Source organism: Frankia sp. R82, from assembly GCF_023716925.1.
In the GTDB taxonomy this organism is placed as follows: Bacteria; Actinomycetota; Actinomycetes; order Frankiales; family Frankiaceae; genus Frankia.
Window position 1 is genome coordinate 37,720 of sequence record NZ_JAMQQG010000045.1, and the last position, 23,888, is coordinate 61,607.

Annotated in this window: 25 protein-coding genes; 15 read left to right on the forward strand and 10 right to left on the reverse strand. The window is 69.4% G+C overall.

Translation table 11 applies throughout. From position 1 onward, the window contains the following. The first annotated feature begins 65 nt into the window (after positions 1-65). Entirely contained in the window at positions 66-1,379 is a 1,314-nt protein-coding gene (locus ND747_RS11650; RefSeq protein WP_251733534.1) for an XRE family transcriptional regulator, read from the forward strand. Next, a complete protein-coding gene (locus ND747_RS11655) occupies positions 1,376-2,287 on the forward strand; it encodes a phosphotransferase enzyme family protein (protein ID WP_251733535.1) in 912 nt (303 codons plus the stop codon). The genes ND747_RS11650 and ND747_RS11655 overlap by 4 nt, the downstream gene beginning before the upstream one ends. Positions 2,288-2,494: 207 nt before the next feature. Here ND747_RS11655 and ND747_RS11660 read toward each other — a convergent pair whose 3' ends face one another. The 3 genes from ND747_RS11660 to ND747_RS11670 are packed head-to-tail and all read right to left on the reverse strand — an operon-like array spanning position 2,495 to position 3,806. Beyond that, a complete protein-coding gene (locus ND747_RS11660; protein WP_251733536.1) occupies positions 2,495-2,812 on the reverse strand; it encodes a hypothetical protein in 318 nt (105 codons plus the stop codon). After that, positions 2,809-3,453 (reverse strand): ATP-binding protein, encoded by a 645-nt coding sequence (locus tag ND747_RS11665; RefSeq protein ID WP_251733537.1) that lies wholly within the window; start codon positions 3,451-3,453, stop codon positions 2,809-2,811. Before ND747_RS11665 ends, ND747_RS11660 begins: the two co-directional genes overlap by 4 nt. Next, positions 3,450-3,806: a hypothetical protein gene (locus ND747_RS11670; protein WP_251733538.1), complete on the reverse strand. Its 357-nt coding sequence runs from the start codon at positions 3,804-3,806 to the stop codon at positions 3,450-3,452. Before ND747_RS11670 ends, ND747_RS11665 begins: the two co-directional genes overlap by 4 nt. A 207-nt stretch (positions 3,807-4,013) precedes the next feature. Between ND747_RS11670 and ND747_RS11675 the strand changes: the two genes are divergently transcribed. Beyond that, positions 4,014-4,883, forward strand: coding sequence for a helix-turn-helix transcriptional regulator (locus ND747_RS11675; RefSeq protein ID WP_251733539.1), 870 nt, complete (start codon positions 4,014-4,016; stop codon positions 4,881-4,883). Then, positions 4,880-5,092 (forward strand): DUF397 domain-containing protein, encoded by a 213-nt coding sequence (locus tag ND747_RS11680; protein ID WP_251733540.1) that lies wholly within the window; start codon positions 4,880-4,882, stop codon positions 5,090-5,092. Before ND747_RS11675 ends, ND747_RS11680 begins: the two co-directional genes overlap by 4 nt. 271 nt (positions 5,093-5,363) lie before the next feature. Here ND747_RS11680 and ND747_RS11685 read toward each other — a convergent pair whose 3' ends face one another. Next, a complete protein-coding gene (locus tag ND747_RS11685; RefSeq protein ID WP_251733541.1) occupies positions 5,364-6,776 on the reverse strand; it encodes a helix-turn-helix transcriptional regulator in 1,413 nt (470 codons plus the stop codon). 574 nt (positions 6,777-7,350) lie between these two features. Between ND747_RS11685 and ND747_RS11690 the strand changes: the two genes are divergently transcribed. From ND747_RS11690 to ND747_RS11725, 8 genes are all read left to right on the forward strand, one after another. Beyond that, positions 7,351-8,001 (forward strand): hypothetical protein, encoded by a 651-nt coding sequence (locus ND747_RS11690; protein WP_251733542.1) that lies wholly within the window; start codon positions 7,351-7,353, stop codon positions 7,999-8,001. Positions 8,002-8,097: 96 nt separating this feature from the next. Further along, positions 8,098-8,898, forward strand: a complete 801-nt coding sequence (locus tag ND747_RS11695) for an SAM-dependent methyltransferase (protein ID WP_251733543.1) — start codon at positions 8,098-8,100, stop codon at positions 8,896-8,898. After that, positions 8,895-9,779, forward strand: a complete 885-nt coding sequence (locus ND747_RS11700) for a PHP domain-containing protein (RefSeq protein WP_251733544.1) — start codon at positions 8,895-8,897, stop codon at positions 9,777-9,779. The genes ND747_RS11695 and ND747_RS11700 overlap by 4 nt, the downstream gene beginning before the upstream one ends. Positions 9,780-10,192: 413 nt before the next feature. Next, positions 10,193-11,155, forward strand: a complete 963-nt coding sequence (locus ND747_RS11705) for an ROK family protein (protein ID WP_251733545.1) — start codon at positions 10,193-10,195, stop codon at positions 11,153-11,155. 460 nt (positions 11,156-11,615) lie between these two features. Continuing rightward, a complete protein-coding gene (locus ND747_RS11710) occupies positions 11,616-12,230 on the forward strand; it encodes a hypothetical protein (protein ID WP_251733546.1) in 615 nt (204 codons plus the stop codon). Beyond that, the gene (locus tag ND747_RS11715; RefSeq protein WP_251733547.1) at positions 12,224-13,261 is read left to right on the forward strand and encodes an ATP/GTP-binding protein; all 1,038 of its coding nucleotides are present in this window, start codon (positions 12,224-12,226) and stop codon (positions 13,259-13,261) included. Before ND747_RS11710 ends, ND747_RS11715 begins: the two co-directional genes overlap by 7 nt. A gap of 675 nt (positions 13,262-13,936) precedes the next feature. Continuing rightward, entirely contained in the window at positions 13,937-14,113 is a 177-nt protein-coding gene (locus ND747_RS11720) for a hypothetical protein (RefSeq protein ID WP_251733548.1), read from the forward strand. A gap of 127 nt (positions 14,114-14,240) precedes the next feature. Beyond that, positions 14,241-14,711: an SAM-dependent methyltransferase gene (locus ND747_RS11725; RefSeq protein ID WP_251733549.1), complete on the forward strand. Its 471-nt coding sequence runs from the start codon at positions 14,241-14,243 to the stop codon at positions 14,709-14,711. Between the two features lie 107 nt (positions 14,712-14,818). On the opposite strand, the gene ND747_RS11730 is transcribed toward ND747_RS11725, so the two are convergent. From ND747_RS11730 to ND747_RS11740, 3 genes are all read right to left on the reverse strand, one after another. Beyond that, positions 14,819-15,700 carry a neutral zinc metallopeptidase gene (locus ND747_RS11730; protein ID WP_251733550.1) on the reverse strand — a complete coding sequence of 294 codons (882 nt, stop codon included), beginning with the start codon at positions 15,698-15,700 and terminating at the stop codon, positions 14,819-14,821. 146 nt (positions 15,701-15,846) lie between these two features. Continuing rightward, a complete protein-coding gene (locus ND747_RS11735) occupies positions 15,847-16,266 on the reverse strand; it encodes an ester cyclase (RefSeq protein ID WP_251733551.1) in 420 nt (139 codons plus the stop codon). Between the two features lie 190 nt (positions 16,267-16,456). Further along, positions 16,457-17,116 carry a protease gene (locus ND747_RS11740; RefSeq protein WP_251733552.1) on the reverse strand — a complete coding sequence of 220 codons (660 nt, stop codon included), beginning with the start codon at positions 17,114-17,116 and terminating at the stop codon, positions 16,457-16,459. Between the two features lie 362 nt (positions 17,117-17,478). Here ND747_RS11740 and ND747_RS11745 point away from each other — a divergent pair, with 362 nt between their 5' ends. Then, positions 17,479-18,381 (forward strand): TerB family tellurite resistance protein, encoded by a 903-nt coding sequence (locus tag ND747_RS11745; protein WP_251733553.1) that lies wholly within the window; start codon positions 17,479-17,481, stop codon positions 18,379-18,381. A 40-nt stretch (positions 18,382-18,421) separates the two neighbouring features. On the opposite strand, the gene ND747_RS11750 is transcribed toward ND747_RS11745, so the two are convergent. Continuing rightward, positions 18,422-18,640, reverse strand: coding sequence for a hypothetical protein (locus ND747_RS11750; RefSeq protein ID WP_251733554.1), 219 nt, complete (start codon positions 18,638-18,640; stop codon positions 18,422-18,424). A 167-nt stretch (positions 18,641-18,807) separates the two neighbouring features. Continuing rightward, a complete protein-coding gene (locus tag ND747_RS11755; protein WP_251733555.1) occupies positions 18,808-19,272 on the reverse strand; it encodes an SCP2 sterol-binding domain-containing protein in 465 nt (154 codons plus the stop codon). Positions 19,273-19,443: 171 nt separating this feature from the next. Between ND747_RS11755 and ND747_RS11760 the strand changes: the two genes are divergently transcribed. Beyond that, a complete protein-coding gene (locus ND747_RS11760; protein WP_251733556.1) occupies positions 19,444-20,379 on the forward strand; it encodes an aminotransferase class IV in 936 nt (311 codons plus the stop codon). A gap of 257 nt (positions 20,380-20,636) precedes the next feature. Beyond that, complete coding sequence (locus tag ND747_RS11765) at positions 20,637-22,754, forward strand: hypothetical protein (protein ID WP_251733557.1); 2,118 nt, start codon at positions 20,637-20,639, stop codon at positions 22,752-22,754. 14 nt (positions 22,755-22,768) lie between these two features. Here ND747_RS11765 and ND747_RS11770 read toward each other — a convergent pair whose 3' ends face one another. Then, a complete protein-coding gene (locus ND747_RS11770) occupies positions 22,769-23,860 on the reverse strand; it encodes an effector-associated domain EAD1-containing protein (RefSeq protein WP_251733558.1) in 1,092 nt (363 codons plus the stop codon). Between the last annotated feature and the right edge of the window lie 28 nt (positions 23,861-23,888).

A 23,888-nucleotide genomic window follows, 5' to 3' on the forward strand; every position in this document is an offset into this window, starting at 1 on the left:
CACTCACGGCGAGGTCAAGATCCATGCCATGATGGGCCGCTGACACGCCCCGGAGGAACGTGAACATGCCCGAACCGAACCACCTGTTCCGGGCGGCCCGCCTGCGCGCGGAGTCGCCTGAAGCGCCAGGCGAGCCGCTGGCTCGCCGAGAGCTGGCCGAGCTGGTCAATGTCTGGATCTACGACGCCACGGGCCGGGAGACGGCGATCGACGCGAACTACGTCGGTAAGCTTGAGCGTGGCCTCATCCGCTGGCCGGATGCCCTCTACCGGCAGGCGTTCCATGCCACCCTCGCAACCAAGCATGATCGAGAACTTGGCTTCCGCCGGCCGCGTCGCACGGAGCGGAACAGTGAAGACGTGAACCGAAACGAGTTTCTACTCGCCATGGCCGGCGTGGGTGCTGTCGTCGCGACCGGCTCGTTCGCAGACCTGGCGATGGCCCGGGAGACAGAGTCCCCATCCGTCGTCGGACATTCCGAAATCGAAAAGCTGCGGATGGCTGCCACGCTCTTCGGCAACGTCGATCACACGTACGGTGGCGGATTCGTACGTGAGGCGGTCGCCGGTCAGCTCCGCTATGCCGTGAACCTGCTGAACGCGCGATGCCCGGAGCACCTTCGCAACGAGTTGTTCGTCGCGGTGGGATTTCTCGGCCATACGGCCGGATTTATGGCATTCGACGCCTACGTGCATGAGGACGCACGGCGAATGTTCTCGCTCGCTCTCGCATGTGCGGAGGAGGCGGGCGACTGGCATCTTCGAGCGAAAGCTCTGTCATCGATGGCACGGCAGGCTATCTGGCGGGGCGATTCCGACATGGGCCTGACATTGATCGACGTCGCGTTCATCCGTGGAGAGCGTCTGACGTCGACCGAACGCGCGATGCTCCTCGCAGCGAGGGCACGCGCACTGGCGAAGCTCGGCCGAGAGCAGGAGACGCTTCGAGCTGTAGGCCACGCCGATGAAGAGTTCGGACGTTCCGAGCCCGCGAACGATCCCGTGTGGATGGCCTACTACGACCTAGCGCAACACGCCGGAGATACCGGCCATTCAATATTCGATCTAGCTATTCGGAATGACAAGCACGCCCCCGAGGCGGCGCGGCGGCTTGAGAGTGCCGTGGCCGGGCACAGCGCCACGTTTGCCCGGTCCAGGGCAATCAGCCAGACGAAGCTCGCATCGCTTCTGATGAGCACCGGTGACCCCAGCGAGGCGGCGGCTGTGGGTGCTGCGGCGCTTGCAGCCGCCGGAACAATAAATTCTCGCCGTGCAGCAGATGATATACGCGAGCTAGGGGTTTTTGCTGAGCATCATGACATGGTCGACGAGGTGGCCGAACTACGACGCAAGATCGAGATGGCGGTCGGTGTGACATGAATGCTCAGTCGCGTCCGCGCACGTCGGACTCGGGTATCCGTATCCTGTTGCAGGAAGCCTGCAAAGAAGTAGGTATTCCCGTGGTCGATGCCGAACTTCTACGGGAAGGTGAGAACACCATCTTCCGTTTACCGGGCCGGGTCGTGGTGCGGATCAGTCGGCGTGGCCAGGAAGCCGTAGCAAGGAAGGAGATCGCTGTCTCCCGGTGGCTTGAAGCGAACAACCTCTCTGCCGTTCGCGTGTTGCCCGAGGTCGGACGGCAACCGGTCATCGTGGAAGGGCGAGCCGTGACCTTCTGGCAAGAGCTTCCCGGTCACCGGCACGGGACGCCGGGCGAAGTGGCCAAAGCCTTGCATGCCTTGCACGCGCTCCCACCACCGAGACATTTTGAGCTGGGCCCCCTGTCTCCGATGGCACGTTTACGGGAGCGAATAGAGGCGGCAACAACACTCGACGCTTCTGATCGACAATGGCTGCGCAGCCAGGTGGATGCTCTGTCCGTTCGATACGACGGCCTAGCCGAGAATCTTTCCACCACTGTTGTGCACGGAGACGCATGGGGTGGAAACGTCGTTGTCACCGAGGACGGGGAGACTGTTCTCATTGACCTGGAGCGGTGCTCCGTTGGACCCCGCGAATGGGATCTCGTCTCGACGGCGATCAAATACAGCTCGTTCGACTGGATTACAAGATCGGATTATGTCGAGTTTGTCGACGTCTATGGATACGATGTTGCGGCCTGGTCCGGTTTCGAGGTTCTTCGAGACATTCGGGAGCTGCGGATGGCCTGTTATGTGGCGCAACAGGCCGCCAGTCAGAACAAGTGGGCCGACGAAGCGAGGACACGGGTGCAATGTCTACGCGGCCTCTATGGGCCACGGCCGTGGCTCTGGAGACCTGCGCTCTAATGACCTGGCGCCGGTCGTCAGCATTGAATTTGCCGTCATCCTGTGATGGGAGTCAGCCTGTCCAGAGCTGTCGCAATTCGATCAAAGGGCGCCTCGCCTTGTCCGGGGGCACGGCCGCATGTGCATGCGGCCGGTCCGGTGGTGCACGCCATCATCCGGTCCTGTAATGCGTTCTGTTCGGCTCTCCTGCCGGCTCGTTCCTGGCGCTCATGGCCTCGGGTGGGTGTCACCGGTTTCTTCACGGCTGCTGGTGGTGGGGTGTTGTGGGTCGAGACCAAGGACGGCCGAGGCGGCGGAGTCGACCCGGTGGCGGGCGGTCGTGAGGTCGTCGGCGCCGGCCCGTGTGGCGTGGTCGTAGTGGTCGAGGGCGTCGCACAGCGCGACCCAGCGGCGCGACGACGGGTCGATCGGGGGAACGAACAGGGCGAGCACCTGCGCGACCTGATCCGCGGGCGTTAGGTCACGCATCCTGGCCAGCAGCACCACGGAACGCAGGTGCTCGGGAACGACGTGGCCATCGATCATCGGTGTAGGGCTGTCGGTCGGGCTTCGGGGTGGCGGGAAGCGGTGTGGTGGCGGTCTCTCGTGCTGTGACCGGTGGGTGGTCGGTGCCAGTCGTCGAGGCCGCGTAGCCGGTCGAGGACGCGTTGCAGGAGCGCGGGGTCGTGGTCGAAGGTGACCGGGGTGGCGGGGGCCGGTGCGGGCTCGGGTGTGCGGGTCGGCAGGCTGGTGGTGTGGTCGGTGGGGATGCTCAGGTGGCTGGTGGCCGGGAGCTGCGCCCACACGACCTTGCCGCCGGTGCGCGGTAGGTACCAGGCCCATCGCAGGGTCAGCGCGTCCACGAGCACGAGCCCGCGTCCGCCTTCGGCGTCGGGATGCGGCGCGGACAGCGCCGGCGGGACCGTGCTGGCGTCCCACACCTCGACTGTCAGGACGGCATCGCAGGTGGTCAGCCGCAGGGCCACAATGTCGTCCAGGCGGCTGGCCTTCACCGCGTTGGACGTGATCTCGCAGGCGACGAGTTCGGCGACCTCGACGGCGGCCGAGTCCACCGACCATGCGGTGAGCGTGCGCACCGTGTTCGAACGGGCGGCGGGAACGGCGGCGGCGTTCGACGGGAAGTGCACCACTGCCACCCGGATCACCGGCGGCAGGTCGTGGGTCATGCCGGGTTCCCCTGAGTTGTCTGCGCGCGTGCGGGCGCAGGGTGGCCGATCACCGGGGTGTGCACGCATGTCGGTGCCGTGCGGTGGGGGTGCTCGGCCAGGGTGGCGGTCGTGTCGAGTGGGGGCAGGTCGCAGCCGGGGAGGACGGCGAACTCGGCCCACGCGACCAGCTCGCAGCGGGCGTGCGACAGGCGGCGGCTGACCTGCGCCACTCGGTCGTCCAGGGTCAGCGGAAGACGGGTGTGTGCCTGTCGCCTGCGCAGGTGCGCCCACCGGTGGGCGGTATCGAAGTCGCAGTACGCGCCGAGCGGTCGTCCGTCCGCGTCCCACACCACGAAGCGGTGTTCGTCCATGGCCTCTGTTCCCTTCTGGTTGCCCACGGGAGGCCTCTCGCCGTGCCACCCGTCCCGCGCGGCGCCTCCGGTCACGGTCAGCTGCGCGGTACTGGCAGGATGCGCCTGCTGATGTGGCATACGCAAGTACGTACGCGATTTGCGTTTGCCTGTGGAGGCCGGTCCCGGCGGTGGGCTGGCAGACTGCTACCAGGAGAGGGGAGGACGATGGCGAGCACGCCAGGTCCCACGGTGCGGCGCCGACGTCTGGGCGCGGAGCTGCGCCGGCTGCGGGAGGCCAAGGAGCTGACCGTCGATCAGGCCGGGGAGCACATCCACCGCAGCGGGCCGACGATCAGCCGGATGGAGACCGGCCAGTTCCGGTTCATCGCGCGCAACGTCGCGGACCTGCTCGACCTCTACGACGTCACCGACGCCGAGCAGCGACAGGCGTTGCTGGCGCTGGCGAAGGAGAGCCGCAAGCCCGCCTGGTGGCACTCCTACGGTGACCTCGTCCCGCGCTGGTTCCAGGTCTACATCGGCCTGGAAGCCGAAGCGTCCACGATCACGACCTTCGAAAGCCTGCTCGTGCCCGGCCTGCTCCAGACCGAGGACTACGCACGTGCCATCATCCGCGCGGCCTCCCCGGAACTACCCGCCCACGAGGTCGACCGGGCCGTGGAACTACGGATGAACCGCCAGAAGATCCTCACCGGAGATCAACCCGTCCAGCTCTGGGCGATCCTCGACGAAGCCGTGATCCGCCGCCACGTCGGAAGCCCCGAGATCATGACCAGGCAGCTCGACCGGCTGATCGAGGCGTCCGAGCAACCCGCAGTCACGATCCAGGTCGTGCCCTTCACCGCGGGCGCCCACGCCGGCATGATCTCAAGCTTCACCATCCTGGGCTTCCCGGACACCGGCGGAACACCCGAAACGGTCTACATCGAAGCCCCCACGGGCAGCCTCTACCTGGAGAAGCCGGTCGAGGTACGGCGCTACGAGGCGTGGATGAACCAACTCCGAAGCTCCGCCCCCGCCCCACCCGACGACTCCCTATCGATCATCAAAGCCGCACGGGAGGACATGCAGCGATGACCACACGCAGCCACGACACGCCGTTGCACTGGCGCAAGAGCAGCTACTCCGGCGGCACCGGCGGCAACTGCGTCGAGGTCGCCACACTCCCGGACGGCGGCCGAGCCGTCCGCGACTCCAAACAGCCCGACGGACCGGTACTGAGCTTCACCCCCACCGAGTGGGCCGCGTTCGTGGCAGGTGCACGCGACGGTGAGTTCGACCGTTAGCCGACCGGTGGATTCCTCGGTTGATCTAGCAATTTCCATGGTCAGGTAGGCCGGGTTCTGGGGAGAGCTTAGGCTTACCTGGGTAGGTACCAGCGACGCCACCTGCGCCGTGTCGGCGTAGACCTTGGCCTCGGTGCCGGTGCTGACCAGATCGGCGCCGGTGAGCCCGAACCTAGCGAGCGCCCGGATCTCCATCTCAGTGTCGATCATCGATGAGTCGCGTCGTTGCATGTCCGATCTCCCTGATGCGTCCGGGGAGAGGCGTGGTGTCTTACACCGTCTCCGTCGGGGGCTGGCCGGTTTCGAGGGCCAGGCGGGAGGATCGGATCTGCTCGCCGAGCTCGTGGACGGCGGGCACGTGGGACCATTGGGTGTCCATCTGCCGCCACATCTCCCCGGCCCGTTGGATCACATCTCGGGTCGGGCGGCCATCGAGCACCGTCAGGGCGTGCTGTATCGCCTCGACGGCTCCTTCGGGTTCCGGACGCGGCCGGCGCAGGTGGGCGAGGGCGAGGGCGTTGTACTTTCCGGCGATCTGCACGAAGTGGTCGGGTCCGGATGCCTGTTCCAGTGCCAGACCGGTCCGGGCATATCCCTCGGCCTGGTCGCCTCGCCCTGTGTGGGCGAGGGAGATCGCGAGGAAGGTGTGGGCGAAGGCCGCGTTGCCGGGGTTGGGGCCTGGGAGCAGGGGTCCGTCCCAGACGTGGTCCTGCATGTCGGCGAGGGCCTGGGCGACATCGTCTGGGCGGGCGATGGCGGCGGCGCGGGCCTGGCAGCCGGCGAGGATCGGCCGGGTGAAGGGGTGGGCGCCGTCGCGGGCCTGCGCGGCGATGTCGGCTGCCTCGCCGTAGGCACCGGTGAAGTAGGCGACGCTGGACTGGATCGCGGCGATCGACCCCTGGAGCAGCAGGACGTCGGACCGGCGTCCGCTGTGCAGGGGCAGGAGGTCGGCCGCTTCGCTGGCGTGGCGCTGTGCCAGGCGCAGCATCTTGCGGGCGGTCCTGTCGTCCCCAAGGTCGAACGAGGTCAGGCCCAGATAGAAGGCCTGCCAGCCCACGACCTGGGTGAGCCGGGTGCGCACGGTCAGGGAGACACGTCGGTCGAGGGCTGTTTCTGTGGCGTGCCAGGCGGGGGCGAGGGCTGCGAGTTTGGCCGCGTGCGGGGTGGTCCTGTAGTTCACCGCGAAGTCGCGGACCGCGGCCTCCGCGTCGTCGAGATTGCCGGGGTCGGGGTCGGCGGTGGTGATGCGCTGGGCGACGTCGTCGGCGAGCGCGCCGAGGGCGAGCGCGCCGGCTGTTCGGAAGGTCTGTCGTCGGTCCGCCGGACTCACCTCCGTCACCATCGTCTCGGTACCCACTGTGAGCGCCGGTAGTAGGTGGCGTCCAGCCTTCGGTGGGACCGTGCTGTTCGAGGCGGGCAGGACAGCGCCGATGGCCTGCGCTTTTCGTTCCAGGTCAGCCCGTTCACGGAGCTGGGCGATCTGTTCCCCGGCTCCGAGGACGACGACGAGAGCCGCGGTGAGGTCGGGTGACGGTACGCCTCGGCCGTTGACGGCTCGGGAAACCTGCTGGCGCGGGAAACCGGTTCTTTCCGCGATCTTCGTGTTGTTCGTGCCTGCGTGCAGGATGAGCCGTTTCAGGAGGGTGCTGAGTTCGCGGAGTGCTCCGGTGGGCTCCGTTGCCATGGACCGTCTCCTCCTCATCCGCGGGACGTCGGCTCGGTGCGCCGCCGGTTTGGTCCGGGTGCGCACCCGGTGCGCATCCAGTGCGCGTGCGCCGAATGCGTTCACTCTGTGCGCGGGATGGACCTCAGTGTGTCATAGCTCTACCAGCACGTATGCACGTGCACTGGACATCGAGGGGAGTATTCATGGCGGATTCGTCGGGCCCGGTCGGGCAGGACAACCCGGATCGGGTAGACCCGCCGCCTCTCCCGGTGCGGGTGCCGCGACAGGCCCTCGAACAGGTACGGCGTAGACACATGCCGGGCCAGAGCCGTGAGCGCCCCATCCACGCCGGTGGGGTGCTGGCATCGGGGCGTAGCGAGCCGGCCGGCTCTGAGGCCGACGACGGCCGGGGCGGTCGCGCAGGCTGACCGTGCCCAGGGGCGGGGCGTTCCGACGGCCAGTTTCCGCCCGGCCTTCATGTTTGCTCACCTGCGGAGGACACCGTTTTTCGTCGGTGCGGCTCGTACGCCTGCTGCAGGCGAAGGCTTCCTTTCCGTTTTTCTTTCTTGACGTCCGATGATCGGAGTTTTATATGCCGCCGTTTTTCGAAGCAGCTCCCTACCGGGCGGGGCTGTTGGACCTGGAGTTGCACAGTCTCGCGCCGGAGTCGGTCGCTGACCGGGCGTTGTTCTATCACCGGGAGCTCAGTCTGGATCTGGACGATCTTCGTGCGTTGCTGGACCTTCAGGCCGACTACCGCAGGAAGCTGCGCCGGGGTCGGATCGAGTTCGCGCTGGCCGGACACCAGGTGCGCCCGACGGCCCAGCCGTTCCCGCCGCCGTCGGAGGCCGCCGCGCATCTGAAGACACGGGCCGCGCTGTTCTTCCAGGAGGAGGACCGGGTCCCGACGTACATCGAGCTTGTGCGGATGGCGCTGGGCGAGGACCGCTGGAACCAGCTGGTCGGCCTGTACGTGGAGGACACGCGGCGGGAGTTGGAGCTGCTGGCGCCCGTGATCGCGGCGGCCGTCGCCCCCGCGTTCACCCTGCACAGCAGCGACGGCGAGATCGTCGACCCGAACGGTGATCCGCCGGAGCAGGAAGGCGGCGAGTCCCTCCTGGCGGGGAGCAGGGGGGAACTGGCCCCGGCTGGCGAGGACGAACTGGACGGCGCCGAGGGCGAGCCGCAGGGCGTCGGGGCGCGTGGCGGTCCGACCGAGCGTGAATGGGTCCCGCGCGGGTGATGTTCTGACCGTTTCTTCCCGGCAGCGTGGCCTGTCCACGGCGGTGGTGTCGCCGTGAACAGGCCACGCCTCTGACGTCGACGTGGTGAAGGGAATATGAGTAATCCGGTCCGGGACCTTGACGTCGGGCAGCCGCACGCCGCCCGCATGTATGACTACTTTCTGGGCGGGAAGGAGCATTTCCCTGCGGACCGTGAGGCCGCCGAGAAGGTCCTCGATGCCGCGCCGAGTGTGCCGGTGATGGCCCGGGAGAACCGGGCTTTCATGATCCGCGCGGCCCGTTTCCTCGCGGCCGAGGCAGGAATCCGGCAGTTCCTCGACATCGGTACCGGGCTGCCGACCTCGCCGAACCTGCACGAGGTCGTGCAGACCATCGCCCCCGAGGCCCGTGTCGTCTATGCCGATAATGATCCGCTGGTCCTGGTCCATGCCCGTGCGTTGCTGACCAGCACACCGGCGGGTCGTACCGCCTATCTCGACGCGGACCTGCGGCACCCGCTGTCGGTCCTGGTCTCCGACGAGGTCCGCGACACCCTCGACCTACGCCAGCCCGTCGCGCTGTCCCTCATCGCGATCCTGCACTTTTTGACCGACGCGGACGACCCGTACGCCATCGTGGCGCATCTGATGAACGAGCTGCCCGCCGGCAGCGCGCTCATGCTCAGCCACCTCACCGCCGACCACAGCCCAGCCGCCGACCAGGTCGCCACGCTCTACCGGGAGCAGGGCATTCCCACAGTGGCACGCTCCCACGACGAGGTCACCCGGTTCTTCACCGGACTGCACCTGATCGACCCCGGCGTGACCACGGTGCATCGCTGGCGACCCGACACCCCCGACGTGTCGAGGACAGACGCGGAAGTGAGTGTCTACGGCGCCGTGGCACGCAAAGCATGACCACAACCGCCGGTATTGATCTTCATGTGCATTCGTGTCGGTCGATCGGAAGCGCGTTTCCCGGCGAGCTGGCCGTGGAGGCGGCGGCGGCGGGCCTGCATGTGATTTCCCTGACCGATCACAACACGCTCGACGGTGTTGCGGAGGCGGAGAAAGCGCTGCCCGTGGGTCTGACGCTGTTGCCGGGGGTGGAGGTGTCCTGCGCGGTGGACCTGGGCGTGCACCGTGTCCCGCTGTCGCTGTTGGCCTATCTGTGTAACCCGCGCGACCGGACCCTGCTGGGCATCCTGGGCGACACCTGTGACGAGCAGGAGCGCCAGGTCCGCAAACTCCTCCGTGATCTACAGAACGGGGGCCACCCGCTGACCTGGGAAGACGTGGCGACCCAGGCTGGGCATCGCCGCCCCGGCATCCCTGACGTCGCCGGGGCACTGGTCGCCGCAGGACTGGCGGGCACTCTCGCGGAGGCGCTCAGCCCCGCCTGGCTGGGTGGCCAGTATCCGCCCCAACGCCGTCGGCTCCCCTCGGCCCGCCAGGCTCTGAGTGCGATCCGCGGGGCGGGCGGGGTGCCTGTGCTTGCGTATGCGCGCTGGCCCGGCCGGCTGACCCTCACCGCCGACGACATCACGGCCCTGCACGACGACGGTCTGGCCGGCCTTGAGGTCGACCACCCCACACATCACCAGGACGATCGTCGGGAGCTGCGGGTGATCGCCCGTCACCTCGGTCTGATCGTCACTGGGGGTAGTGGTCATCACGGGGCCGGCGGCCCTGTGCTCGGCGCGGAGACGACCGCCCCCGCCGCCTACGCCCAGATCGTCCAGGCCGGTCACGGGACGATGCCGATCATCGGCACGGCGGTCGGGACGCACCGTGATTGACCTGCATGTCGAGTTGTCGCTGTCAGGCCGAGGCGCGTTCCCAGAGGTGCTGATGGGACGGGCCGCGCGCGCCGGGGCAAGGACGGTCGCGTTGGCCGACCGCAGGAGCGCCCTCTCCCTGTTCGGGCTTGTCCGCCGGGCGGTGGGTGGATGAGCCCCGCCAGACCACAGCGGTGGCAACGCGCCGAATACCTGGCGACGATCAGCAGCCTGCGGTGGACACCGACCGTGGGCACGCCCACGGTCGGTGTCCACCGCGCAGCACGCCTTCGCACAGCGGACACAGCTGGCTGGGGCGCTCGCTGCCTGGTACAGCACGGCACTGCGACGAACACGGCCATGATCGCCCCGGTCGCTAGACACATCACCGTCGCGCTGATCGTCGCGTACTCGCAGAGTCCGACGATGTCCACATGACGGCCTTGGCGGGCGTGACTGTCCGCGTAGGCGAGACCGATCGGGTGCGCGTGTACGCGGTCTCCATCGGAACCGGCCAGGTCGCCCACGCCCTCGTCGATACCGCCACCGATCCGATGGTCCAGATGTTGCGCCCCCGGCTCATTCCCCGCTCCGCGCGAAAGGTGCCCGCTTTCTACCGGGAACAGGTGCTCGCCCTGCTCGCCGAGATCGCCACCACCGACCTCGACGCCGTCGCGATCGTGACCGCCCAACCCGCTGCGCCCTGGCACGACCACGTCACCCGCCAGGTTCCTGGGCTCCCGGTCACTGTGACCCATCCCGGGCTGGCCGCAACCTGGGCCGAGTACCACCGACGCGGCCGGACCGGCACCCTCGCACACGTCACGGTCAGCGCCACGGTCCACGCCGGCATCGTCCTGAACGGGCAGCTGCATCCGAACACCTTCGGGCACATCCCCATCGACCCCGACAGCCCCCGGCGATGCGGCACCTGCGCGACCCCGGGCTGTGTCACCGCGCTGGCAGCGGCCCCAGCGGTCCTACGCCGCTACCGGGAGCTGCGTACCACCGCCTCGCGAATCCGGCGCACCAGCGCCTCGCCGCAACCCGGATCAATCATGCTCGTCGATCTTGCCCAGGCGGCGGCCCGCGGAGACGACGCGGCAAGGCAAGCGATGCAAGAGGCAGGCCACTGGCTCGGCATCGGCCTGGCCACCGTGGCGAACCTGATCGGACCTGACGTGATCACGATCGGTGGTGCGCTGCCCGCGATCACGGCTCGCCGCGCCGACGCGGGCGGCTACCTCGCCGCCATCGAACGCGCCGCCCATAGCCACGCAACGCCCGCCGACGCCACCCCCATGGTGATCAATTCTGCCCCGGACGGCGCCGAACGCAGCTTGTTCGGCGCGGCGCTGCTCGCCGTGCCGCGTGGACCCCAGGGGTCTCCTGGCTGACCCGACCCGCGTAGCCGGCGCTCGACTCCTCCCGCGGCTGCGGCGGCTGCACGCCGACCTGGCCGCAGGCTGGCCAGGAAGCTCCGCGACGGCTGATCTGGGTGAGGCCCTTCTCCTCGGTCCGACCCTCGACGAGTAGTCCCATCGCGTGCGTCGATGGTGGGCCTTGAACACCCGACGGGCACGGAGGTTCGGCGGGCGAGGGCCCTGTGGTGTCGCGCTCTGGGTGCGCAGACGCCAGCATTTCCCGTCCGCCAGCAGAGAATGCTCCTTTTGAGTCATCCGCTAGTTCTGGTTGGACTAGCGACGATATAGCTATAAAGGGCCAATTTTTGCTGGATTGTCGTTCTCACTTCCGAGTTGGTACGGCCCACTGGCCTGTCGGCGAGGTACGCATGGAGGGGAACGGTCCGGGTTGCAGGGGTGACGGACCGGCGCCGGACGCTGCGAGGTGGGTGCTGTGGCTACTCGTTCGGACCTGCGCGCTCGCTGCCGGCCGGCGTGGTGGGCGACGGCCGGCGTGCTGCTGGCCGTCGCGGTGATGGTGGGTGCGTGCAGCTCGGATCATGGCTCCGAGCCGGAACCCGCCGTGAGCTCGACCCCATCTATGACACGGGGCGCCTCGGTGTCGCCGTCGGTGTCGTCGTCGCCGACGTCGCCGGCTGATCTTGCTGGGCGGCGGGCGGTGGCCGCCTATGTCGGGTTGTGGCAGGCGATGGCGCAGGCCAGCCACACGTCGAACTGGAGGTCACCCGAGCTGGTGCGCTACGCCTCCGGGTCGGCGTTGCAGGTCGCCTCTGGGAGCCTGTACGCCGACCATTACAACGGGCTGGTGTCGCGTGGGGCGCCGGTGCTGCATCCGAAGGTCACTTCGGTCAGTCCGGCTGCGGCGCCGACGATGGTGATGGTGTTCGACTGCGCCGACAGTACGAACTGGCTTCAGTACCACACCAACGGCACGCTGGTCGATGACGAGCCGGGTGGCCGGCGGGCAGTCACCTCCGAGGTTCGCCTGCACCAGGACGGGTCGTGGAAAGTGACTCGCTTCGCCGTCGAGGCTCTCGGGTCATGCTGAGGGTCCGGCGCGCGGCGACGGTGACCGCGATGCTGTTCCTGCTGGCCGCCGCAGGTGCCTCCCCGGCCTTCGCCCGCGACCCGTATGCGTTCACCGACTGCGACCAGAATCCGCATCCAGGCTGTGAACTCGCTGCCGGACAGAACGCCAGCCCCCCGCCCCCACCCGGCGAGGCTGCCCGCCCAGCGCCACAGGGCGGCAGGTCACACGGCGGTGCGGCCAGCGGCGGTGCGGTGCGCCCGCCCGGTGACACCTCGCTCGACCCGTCGGAACTCGCCACATGCTCGTACACCCGCAGCGACTTCCAGCCCGACGGCGATCCGATCCAGCCGGTGGTGTTTCGCCCCGCCCCGCGTGCGGGCGGACTCCGCGTGGTGGCCGCAGTCGACCGGCCGCGGCTGCTGCGGGTGCTGCCTGTCGCAACCGGCCCGGACGGGCAGGCGGGAGCCTGGTATGTCTACCAGTGCCACAACGACGGGTGGCGCGACGCGCTCTACCGGCCCCCGGTCTGGATCGCGGACGGGCAGGCCGCTCCGGCGGCTGCCGTTCCCGATCCGGGGGCCCTCGCTGAACAGGCCCGCAACCAGCTCCGCCTCCAAGGCCCGAAGATCGCACTGAGTCCGACCGGCCGGCAGCTCATCCGCCTGCCGACGTGGATGTGGCTCGACCCCGCCGGTTGGCAGCCCGTCTCCGCCACGGCCGCTGCCGGCGGCGTGTCGGTGACCGCCGTCGCCACCCCCACCGAGGCCGTCTGGACGATGGGCGACGGCACCCAGGTCCGCTGCGCCGGCCCCGGCACCCCCTACCCACCCACCAGCGACCCGAAGGCAGCCTCACCGGACTGCGGCTACACCTACCAGACCGACTCCGACGACCAGCCCGGCGGCGTGTTCCCCGTGACCGCCACCGTCACCTGGAACGTCACCTGGACCGGCGCCGGCCAGACCGGCATGTTCAACGGCCTCACCACCGTCTCCACCATCCAGGTCACCGTCATCTCCGTCCCCGCACTGACCACCGGCGGCGGCTGACCACACGACCACCCGCACACGACTCCATCGAGCCAGCGCAAAGGCCCAGGCCCCAGGGTGCGGCCACCCTGGCTTGCCGCCTGAAGCCCTTGTCCGGAGAGAAGGTGGCGGATCAAACGCTTTCTGGATCGGTCGACAACCCTTGGCTGCCGGCCTTCGCAGGTGACGATCGTCGATGCGGACTGAGTACGAACCCGCCAGAAGGCACCAGACTAGACAGAGCCTCCTTTTCCTGGTGACCTCCGTCACATTTTACCGTCTATTTTGCGGTGAAATGGCCGAAAGGTCTGTTTTTCCGTGACCCGCCCGTCCGCTTACCTACCGGAGTACCCATCCGCCTACCTGTTTATTGGGCGGGTCCGAGGTGGCGCATCGGTGCAGCTCAGCCAGCGTCCGACGCCCACCCAAGCGAACCAAGAATCATGCTCCTATTGGCATCGTATCTAAGCGTGGGAGCCGGCGGGGACTGTCGACGGAATGCATCCTCTTGGCGGCAACGGATAGTCCGGTTAGCGTTTGTTTGCCGAATTATCTCCGCCTGCCCTGTGAGGTGCTGTGGTCGATCCGTCTCGCGTTCGCCGTCCGGCCCATACCGACTCGTGTGACGACCCACCGCAGACGGAGGACGGGCCACCGCAGACCGGCACGGCGGACAAGGATGGAAAGAGCCCCACAGTGGCGCCGGGCCCTACGGCCAGGGCGCGGGGTGCCCACGATGCCGAGTCGGACGGCAAGGACGCCGAAGCGGTGGCACGCTGGCTCGCCGAAACACTCGCCGAAGCCCCGCCCGTCCCGCCAGCGGCTGCCACCCTCATCGCGAACGTGCTAGCCCGCCGCGCACCCGCCGCCTAGCCTCCAGGCAGAACAGCACCGTCGTCTACGCGCCCAGTACACCGACATGTGCGCCCACCCGTTGCTCACAACTGTTCCGGCGCGCAAGTACCCACTTGTCATGCGCAACCCGGGGATGGTACCGATCGTGCTGGCGCACGCGCGGGCGCGGCTCGTCGGTTCGCCCGAGGGCCGCACGACCTGTCTTCACGCCGACCTGCGGGATCCCGCGCGCATCCTGGCGGCCCCGGAGCTCACCGAGACCCTCGACCTCACCCGGCCGGTGGCGCTCTGTCTGATCGCGGTGCTGCACTTTCTCGAGGGGGACGAGCCGTTCGAGATCGTCCGCACCCTGCTCGACCCGTTGCCGGCGGGCAGCTTCCTCGTCATCAGCCACGGCACCAACGACCTCAACGCGGACTCCCACGAGGCCACAGCGAAGATCCGCCAGTCCGGGGTGCGGCTTCAACCCCGGAGCAGGGCGGAGATCGCGCGTTTCTTCGACGGTCTCACCATCCTCGATCCCGGTATCGAGGTCGTCCACCGGTGGCGGCCGGAGGTGGAGCCGACGCTGGCAGACGGGGAGATCAGCATCTTCGGTGCCGTCGCCCGCACGTAGCCGACGGCAGTCCCACCTGGTCGCGGTGGCGTTCGGTCGGCGGCATCACCTGTCGCAGTGCCGCCCGCCTGGCCGGGGCCACCCCGAACGGCCGGCGGCAACTCCGCTCAGGCGTGGGGGACGGTGCCGCAGGAGGCCATGGTGGCGCCGCGGTAGCCGGTGAGGAAGGAGCTGCGGCGCTGCTCGGCGGAGCCGTGTGTCCAGGTCTCGGGGTTGACGTCGCCGGCGCGGGCCTGGATGCGGTCGTCGCCGACGGCCTGGGCGGCACCGAGGGCCTGGTCGAGCTCGGCCTCACCGATCGTGACGTTGCCGCCGGTGTTCGCAAGCGTGCTCCACACCCCGGCATAACAGTCGGCCTGCAGCTCCAGCTGCACGCTCAGCGCGTTTTCCCGGGACGGGTCGGCCTGCTGCGCCTGGCGGACGCGCGCCTCCGTACCGGTCAGGGTCTGCAGGTGGTGACCCACCTCGTGGGCGACGATGTAGGCCTGCGCGTAGCGGCCCTGGGCGCCGTAGTCCTGCTGCAGCTGGGCCAGGAAGCCGAGGTCGATGTAGACCCGCCGGTCCGGCGGGCAGTAGAACGGGCCGACCTGGGACGACGCGGTGCCGCAGCCGGTGCGCACAGCCTGCGAGAAGTAGACCAGGCGCGGTTTGGTGTACGTCTGCCCGGCGCGGCTGAACTGGGCGGCCCACACCTCGTTGATCTCGTTGAACGCCTTCAGGACGAAGCAGTCGTCGTAGGTGTTGATCGCCCCGCTGGTGTTGCACCGCTGGGCGACGTCCCCGGACGTCCCACCGCCGGGCTGGGACAGCGCCGGGCCGGACGTCGACGACCCGGACCCGCCGCCGAGCACGGTGACGAGCAGATAGATGACCACCCCGATGATGCCCGCACCGCCGGTGCCGAACGCGACGCCGCGGCCCAGGCCCCCGCCTCCGCCGCGCTGGTCGTCCAGCTCGGATGCATCGACCTGTTCGTCGTCGAACTGCATGTCCCGCCCTTCGCCGATCCCCCGGGTCCGCCCGGCAGCCGTCCCGCCCGGTGTGTCCGGTCTGCCGGGGTTCCGGATGGAGTATGTCCCGGACGATCAGCCGCCGAACATCGACCCACCGGCACAGGCTGCCGGAAACTGGGGCGTCAGGCGATCAGGTCGAGCTGGCGGGCCAGGCGGGTCTGGTCGTAGTAGAGCCGGTTCTCGGTGATCAGGCCATCCTCCACCCGGTAGACCTCGACGACCCGCAGGGTGATCCGGCGCCCGCTGGGCGGAAACTCGGTGCCGTCGGGGTCCCGCAGAACTCCGGTGTGGGTCGCGGTCAGGGTGTACTCCTCGACGACGAGCTGGCCCTGTTCGGCGAGGATGTGCGTGTCGACGTCCACATCGCCGAACGCGGCGAGGAACGCGGCGCTGTAGTCGGCGCCGGCCTCCCGGCCCTCGACCCGCACCCCGCCGGGTGCTTCGACCACCAGATCCTCGTGCATCAGTGCGAGGGCGGCCGGCACATCGCCGCCGTCGAAGGCGTCCAGCGCCCGCCTGACCGTGTCCAGGGCCTGCCCCACCGATGTCTCCCCCGTCGTCGCCCGCCCCCACCGGGACGTCCGCGACGATCATCCCACCGAAGTGCCTGCCCTGACGGAGAAATCCCGCGTTCCCGACGCGATCCGACAGACAACAACGTGACCCGACGGGCGGGGACTGCGGTGGACGGGGACCGACCTCATCGGACGGGACGCCGCCAGAGGGCCGGCCTCAGACGTTCGTCGTGGACCCAGGACGGATGATCATCAGAACGGTGACGGCCACCCACAGCAGGTTGAAGATGCCGACACTCATTGCCAGTCGTCGACTCCGGGCCACCCCACCCGCCGCAGCCGCCACCCCATCCGCGGGGGCCCCGACACCAGCCGTCTCGCCGTCGAGCGGGGCTGCCTCGAGCGTGGCTGCGCCGGCCGCTTCACCCCCGGCCGGCCGCTCGGCGGCCATCCCGGCGCCGGCCGGTTCTCCGCCGGCCGGGTTGCCACCGATCGAGCCACCAGAGCTGACGGAGCTGACGGAGCTGACGCTGGCGGCGGTGATCTCGTCCATCAGGTCGCGCTGGGCGGGCAGAACCGCGAAGGCGAGCACCAGGGCGGCGAGGGCGGTCAGCGCGATTGCCGCCATCAACCAGCCCTCACCGAGAACACCGAGGCTCTGGGCGGTGAGAAAGCCGAACAGAACCACGAGCAGACCGACGGCCGAGTAGATCCCGCAGATCCGGTACAGCACCCGGCTGACCCCCACGGCGTGCGCGTCGCCGGGACTGGCCAGGGCGGCACGAGCCGCCGGGGGGAACATGCTCGCCGCCACGGTCACCGGGCCGATGGCGACGATCGCCGTCAGGACGTGCACGCTGAGCAGAAACTTGTTCACGAACACCTCATCGTGGCACGCACCCCGACCGCGGCCGGCCCGGTGCGTGCGCACGCGCGGGCCCACGGCACCGTCGAGGTGGACGAACAGTACGTCCCGACGCTACGGCGCGCCTCCGACCGTTCTGCCACCGGATGCCACCCTGGTGCAGGACTGCCCCGATCCGGGCCTCGCACCACCCGGGCGTTCACGCTCCGGATCCTGCAGGGGTTTCCCGTCCGTGCCGTGCGGCCGGCACGAGCCGGACATCCCGGCCGAGCGGATGACCCGGACGCACCGCTGTGTGTGGTTGTCACGCCGTCTGCGCAATGATGCGGTGAGCGAGAGACCCACTGTGCTGTGTGTCGCCGGGAGGCCGTTGTATGCCGCTACGGACCGCTGTTCATCTTGATGTCCGCCTGTTGTTGCGTATCGATCACCGGGTGTTGCTCGCCCGGCCGCCCGACGATGCGTGGCATGTACTGCCGGGCGGTGCGGTGCAGGGAGACGAATCGGCCGACGAAGCGTTGGAACGGCTGGTCGGCCGGTTGGCCGGGCCACGGGTGGTGTCCCGACAGTTCGTCGGCGCGGTCGAGCATGACGGCAGCGTCTCGGGCCGGGCCCCGGCACAGGCCGAGGACCACGTGCTCAGCGTGCTGTTCGGCGGGATCTGGCCCACCGACATCCCGACGCCGTCGCGGTGGGGAGATCACAGCCTCGTCCCGGTGGATGTGGACGTCCTGCTGGCAACCCGGCTGCGTCCGGTGTCGATGGCCGAGGTGGTGCGTGGGTGGCTGGCCGAGGGCTGGCCGCTGTGGCGGGGGCTCGACCCGATCGGTGGAGCCCGGCGGCTGCCGTCGTTGGTGTCCCTGCGGGCCCAGCTGTTCGCCCGCCGGGAGGAGCTGCGCACGCTTGCTTTCCGTGACGCAGCGGTCGCGATCTGCGCGTTGGTGACCGTCGCCGACGGTCGCATCGACCCGGCCGAGCGGGAGGGCGTGCGGGCCTATGCCGCAACCGATCCGGTGCTGTCACAGTTCCCGGAGCAGGAGACGATCACCCTGTTCGAGGGTCATCTGGACCGCCTGACCGCCGACCTTGAAGCTGGCCGGGCGGTGGCTCTGGCCGAGATCGCCAAGGTGCGGGGGCGGGCGGCGCAGGCCTCGGCCGTCGTCCGGTTCGGGCAGGTCATCGGCCTGGTGGACGGCGAGTTCGTGGCCAGCGAGCGGGCCGTGGTGCGCGAGGCCGCACTCGTCCTTGGCCTGGACCCGGCCGAGTTCGCGCTCTGACCGGGCCGGCCGGCCGGAACACGGTCCGGTCGGCATCGGCTCAGTCGGCGTCGTCGTCGGGCTCGAATTCGACGACCTCGACGACGCCGACCGTCCGCCAGTTGACCTCAAGGATGTCGCCGCTGGCGAGGGTGATCCGGTCGAGCCCGGCGTTGCCGGCCGCACCGCTCATCACATCGCTGGCCCGGCGGCGCAGGGCCACCGGATCCGTTCCCGCGGGCAGATCGAAGACCTGCCCGTCGAGCAGCAGCCGCACCATCCACACTCCTTGCCCGTCGTCCCGGAGCGACGCATCACCGAGTAGCCCGGCAACGGCCAGCCCGACCTTCCGTCACCCTGACAGCCGAAGGCTAATACTCTCCGTACACAGAATGCGAGAGTGGCCGGGACGGCGCGTCCGATGCGGCGGGGCCGGGGCGGCGCTGGTCAGTCCTGTTGGGTCGGAACACCGAACCAGCTGACCACCTTGCCGCCGAACTTTATGTCCCCGTCCACCTTGATCTTGCGGGTGAGGAACAGCTTGGCGCCGTTGGCCTGGCCGGTCAGCACGCGAACGAAGCGCACCCGGTCAGTCATGATGGTCAACTGCCGGCCTTCGACGGCGGAGGAAGAGGGCTCGTGCGCCAGCGCGCACTGACCATCATTGATCCGCAGCTCGTATGTGCGGGTCCCACCGTCCGGGCCGCCACTGAGCGCGAACCGCACAAGCGCGTTCTCACCCTGGGCCAGCTCAGGGCGGAAGTTGGCCTGCATCTGGCGGAAGATCTCGTCCAGCACGTCGTTTCCGGCCGGGCCCGCAAGCAGGTCGGAAACCTCCCGCTCCGACATGGCAGCCAGCGTCGTGATGAGCTTGGCCGGGTCGGCGGTGGGATCGACGGCAAGGTCGGACATTGACCGCTCCATTCGTTTCGGCAGGCCAGGCGCCTGACGGGTGCCGGCCTTCGACATAGGCACCCGCCGGCTTCGCGGGCACGTCTGCACGCTAGCGAACACTCATGTGGCGTACCTCGCCTGGTGGCACCTTGGCGTAAGTCGCGCCGTGTCGGTGGCTATCGTCTGGGGATGGTCGCCGCCGCGCCGCCCTACGTCGAGGTCGACGGCCAGGCCGTCGCTCCCGGGGCCTGGGGGCGGCTCGCCCTGCTCTCCCACGGACATTTCACCGTCCTGCAGGTGCGTGCCGGTGGGTGTCGCGGTCTGACCTTCCACCTCGAACGCCTCGACACCGCTCACCGCGAGCTTTACGGCAAGCCGTTGGGTGGCGAGCGGGTGCGTGCGCGAATCCGCCAGGCGCTCGCCGCCTTTCTCCAGGTCACCGGCCCACCGCACACCTGCGACGCACCCAGGTTCCCCGTCGGCGGGCTGGCTTTGGACACCCCGCAGACCGCATTGCCCGCCGAATCATCGCCTGGCACCGCACCGGTCGGAGCCGCCCATGGTTGCGTGACCGCCGCCGCGGTCGGCGCTGCTGCGATGGATGCCACGGTACGCGTCATCGCCACCGATCCCGCCGGGGACGGTCCGGGAGAGATCATCGTCGTGGTCGGGCCACCGGCCGACGCGCCGCCGACGCCTCGGCGGCTGATGTCCGTGCATTACACCAGACCCTTTCCGCACATCAAACACCTGGGCACCTTCGGCCAGCTGGAACACGCCCGGCTCGCCCACCGGCGCGGCTTCGACGAGGCCCTGCTCACGTGGCCCGACGGGACCATCGCGGAGGGCGCCAGGACCAACATCGGGTTTCTGGCCGGCGAGACCGTCACCTGGCCGGACGCGCCATGCCTGACCGGTGTGACCATGGCGCTACTGGAGCGGACCACCGACAGCACACGCGCGCCCGTGCGACTGGAAGATCTTGCCCGATATGACGGCGCGGTCGTGACGAACTCACGCGGCCTGGCTCCTGTGGCCGCCATTGACGACCACCAGTTCGCTGGATCGACCTTTACCGAAGAACTGTCCAGACGCTACCACGCCATCCCACACGACACAATCTAGGAAATGCACCAGGCGAGCGACCACCACTTGGTCAGCTAATTTAGCTTCCCCACTTCGGCCGCTTTTCGTAACCATTTCCTCGAGACAGATCCACCGTTGCCCCTACTTTTCATGCATCGGCCGGAACCCATGTTCACGGGACGGAATGCCCGGTACCGTCGTGGCCACCGTCAGGGATTTGCCATGGCCCCTACCGGGGTCGAACCCGTCACGCCCGCCGTGTCCCACATGGCCGCGTCCCGTGAAGGAACCGCCCGATGCCGCTCTCCTCAGCTCGGCTTCTGATCGCCCTTCTCCTCCTGGAACAGCACCGCGTCGAACCCAGCCAGGTGGCCGTGCAGCACCCGTTTCCACCGGCAACGGAACGCCATTTCGTCCGGGCCGCGGCGGCACTCGCCGCCGGCCGTCCCAAGGGAGCTCTGCGCGAGCTGCGCCTGAGCGAACACGATCGCGCCGACCCCGATCATGTCGCCGTCCACGAGGCGTTGTGGCTGGCGGCGCTGGCACTCGATCGGAACTGGGCGCCCGATGGCGCGGGCCTGCGTCATGCCGGCGCCGCTCGTCCACCCGGACGATGGTCGACAGCCTCGGGTGCGGCGCCGGCTGATCATCTGCTGTCCACATGGACGGCGCAGGCCGTACGAGAACAGCGCCATGATCGTCTCGATCCACAGACCGCGGTCATCTGTGTACTCGGCGCCGAGGTGATCCCGGGCATCCGGATCGCCCGGGCCCGGCTGCTGTCGGCCCCGCCGCCCGCCCGGGATCCGGATGGCGCACACCGCCCGCATCGGCTCCGCGCGAGCATCACCACCGCTGCCGCCCACTCCTGCGCGGCCGTCTCCCCGACCGGCACCACCTCGACCGGCACTGTCCCGGCCGACACTGTCCCGGCCACCAGCACTCCGTATTTCTCTGCCCCGGCCTTCTCCGCACCGGCTGTCGACGGCCGGACTGTCGCCGCATCCGATGTTGACGTCTCCACGGCCGCCACTCCACCCCGGCTGACCGAGGCTGGCGTGCTTCCCGCTGCGCCGGTTCCCGGTGGAGCATCACTGCCAGCGGCGTCGCCGGCCGCTCAGTCTCCGTCCGTTCCGGCCGCGAGAGAGGGATTGCCGTCCCCGAAGAGCGCGGATCTCCTGGGCCGAGTCGATCATCCGGACGGAGTGGATCACCCTGGGGCAGGCAGGGCGAGTGGCATCACCGGCTCGGTGGATGCAGTCCTTCCGGCGCTCGCGACGTCCGCGATGGCGCCATGGAGCTTTCCCACGCCGCTGATGTTCGGCTGGGCGATCCCGGGCAGCCGACCCCGCCCAGGGGGCCCTGCGCACGGCCTACACCGGATGGTTGCCCGCGGACGGGCCCGGGGTGGCCCACGGCTGTTGGCTCGCGCACGCACGAGTGGGGCAGGCCGCCCGCACTCCACGAGGCCGGGCCCCGAGTTCGTCGCCGACCCGACCGCCACGGGGGCACAGCCATCGGCCGGCGGTACCGCTGTCATCCCAACGGTTCAGGGGCCACCGACGGCGAACGTCGGCATCTCGGAGCTACCGGTCGCGGTGGTGCCCGGCCAGGGCGTCCAGGCGGGCATGCCGACCGGTGTCGACCTCGCCCCGTGGAGCGCACCGCCGGAGCCGCGCGTCGGCGTCGCCGCCCGGGCGCTGCGCGGCCCGGGCGGCAGCGAGCTGTGGGAGCAGGCAGTGGACGCGCTGGTCATCGCGGACGTGTTCGTCGCCCGGTTGGCCGATCTCCCGGTCCGCCAGGCCAGTGCCTATGGTGCGGTCCTTCGGGCCGACCTGCTCTTCCGGGTGGGTCGGGCCGCCCAGGCCGGACGGGCGCTGGACGCCCTTGAGCTGGCCGGAGAGAGCGATGACGCAACCCGCGCGCACATCGCGCTGGTTCGCGGGGACTGGGCCGGCTATCCGAACGGCGGCGCGCAGACCCTGGGCCGGCGTGGGGACGGCACCCTGCTCCCCGCCCAGCGACAGGCCGATCCGGATCGCGCCGAGGAGCTATGGCGACGGTCACTGAGCGTCTACGGTGACATCAGCTCCAACGCCGGGCGGGCTGCCGGGCTGATCAGGCTTGCCGAAGCTGCCACGGCAACCGGGCGCCCGATGTTGCGGCGCGCTCGTATCGACGAGGCCTCCCGCCGAGCACGGGCCGCCGGCGATGAGGCACTGGCCTGGACGGCCCGCGTGCACAACCTGATCGACCGGGTGCACTCCGGCGAGGCCGCGGGGCCCGAACTGCACGCCATGATGACGGCGCTGCGGGAATGGAGCCGCCTCGAGGGAAGCGACAGTTACGGCCGGGGGCTGTGTCGCCTGCTCGCCACCGTCACCGCCACGCTCGGCGAACCGAGCCGGCGGTGACCGCCCGGGCGGTGTCAGAACACGCGACCGGGAAACGGCGGTGGGGGCCCGTCCGGGGCCTGCACCCGCACCGGCCGGTCGGCCGGCGGCGTCTGCTGAGCGGGCTGCGGCGCAACCTGGACGGCGGCTTGCGCCCCGGGCTGCGGTACGAGCCGCAATGGCTGTTCGGTCACCGGTGGATTCGTCCGGTGACCGGGCAACGTCACCCAGACATCCCCGACGAACTTCCTGCCGACCACTGCCGGGACCAGGGCGAAGTCGGCGGGATCCAGGTCACGCAGCCCTTCGGCGACCGTGTCCCGGTAGAAGTCCGGCGACAGCGCGAGGACGAGCTCGGCTTCCGGGTGGTTGTCCAGTGCGGTGCGGACCGCAGCCGCGTCGGCCAGGCGGCACACGACCACCACCGCGTCGCCCGCAGCGCCCTCGCCCTCGGGGAGGATCTGGCCATGGTGCAGCGCCAGTCGCAGCCGCACCCGTGCCTCCGGCTGGCGCACCCGATTGAACTGGCGCTGCGCGATGCGCAGTTCGCGCACGAAGTCGCTGGCCAGCAGGTCCTTGGGAACCGCGGCATCCAGAGCGCACAGACAACCGTCACCGCTCTCCTGGCGCAGCAGTACGGCACCGGAGACGTCGGCCCGGTCGAGAGCCGTGTCGATGACCTCGCGGACCCCGACCCGCACATCGACCTGGCCGTGCAGGTCACGAGAGCTGTAGCCGCGCGCGTCCACGCAGAACAGGCTGGCGGGCCGCGACGCACCTGGCGCCGCACCCCACGTGGGTGCCCGCCAGCCCGCCGGGCCGGCGGCCCGCGCATGCCCGCCAGATCCGGCATGCTGAGCGGACTCCGCCGGCGGCTGTCCCTGAAAGGCGGGCAGCGCGGGGAACCGCTTCGCCGCGGCAGCGAGCAGGCGGACCCGGCCGTCCTCGATGATGCCGTTACGCAGCAGGTGGGCGATCTCGGTCCAGAACTGGAAGGGCGAGCCGTCGAAAACCGGGATCTGCTCCCGACCAAGACCGGCGCCCTCCAGCACCTGCACGGCCCCGGTCCGGGTGTCGAACATGGTGGCCAAAGCCTCGATCTCCGCCTCGGTCAGCCTCTGCGTCACGAGTTCCCCCGAACCGGTGTGTGGCCTG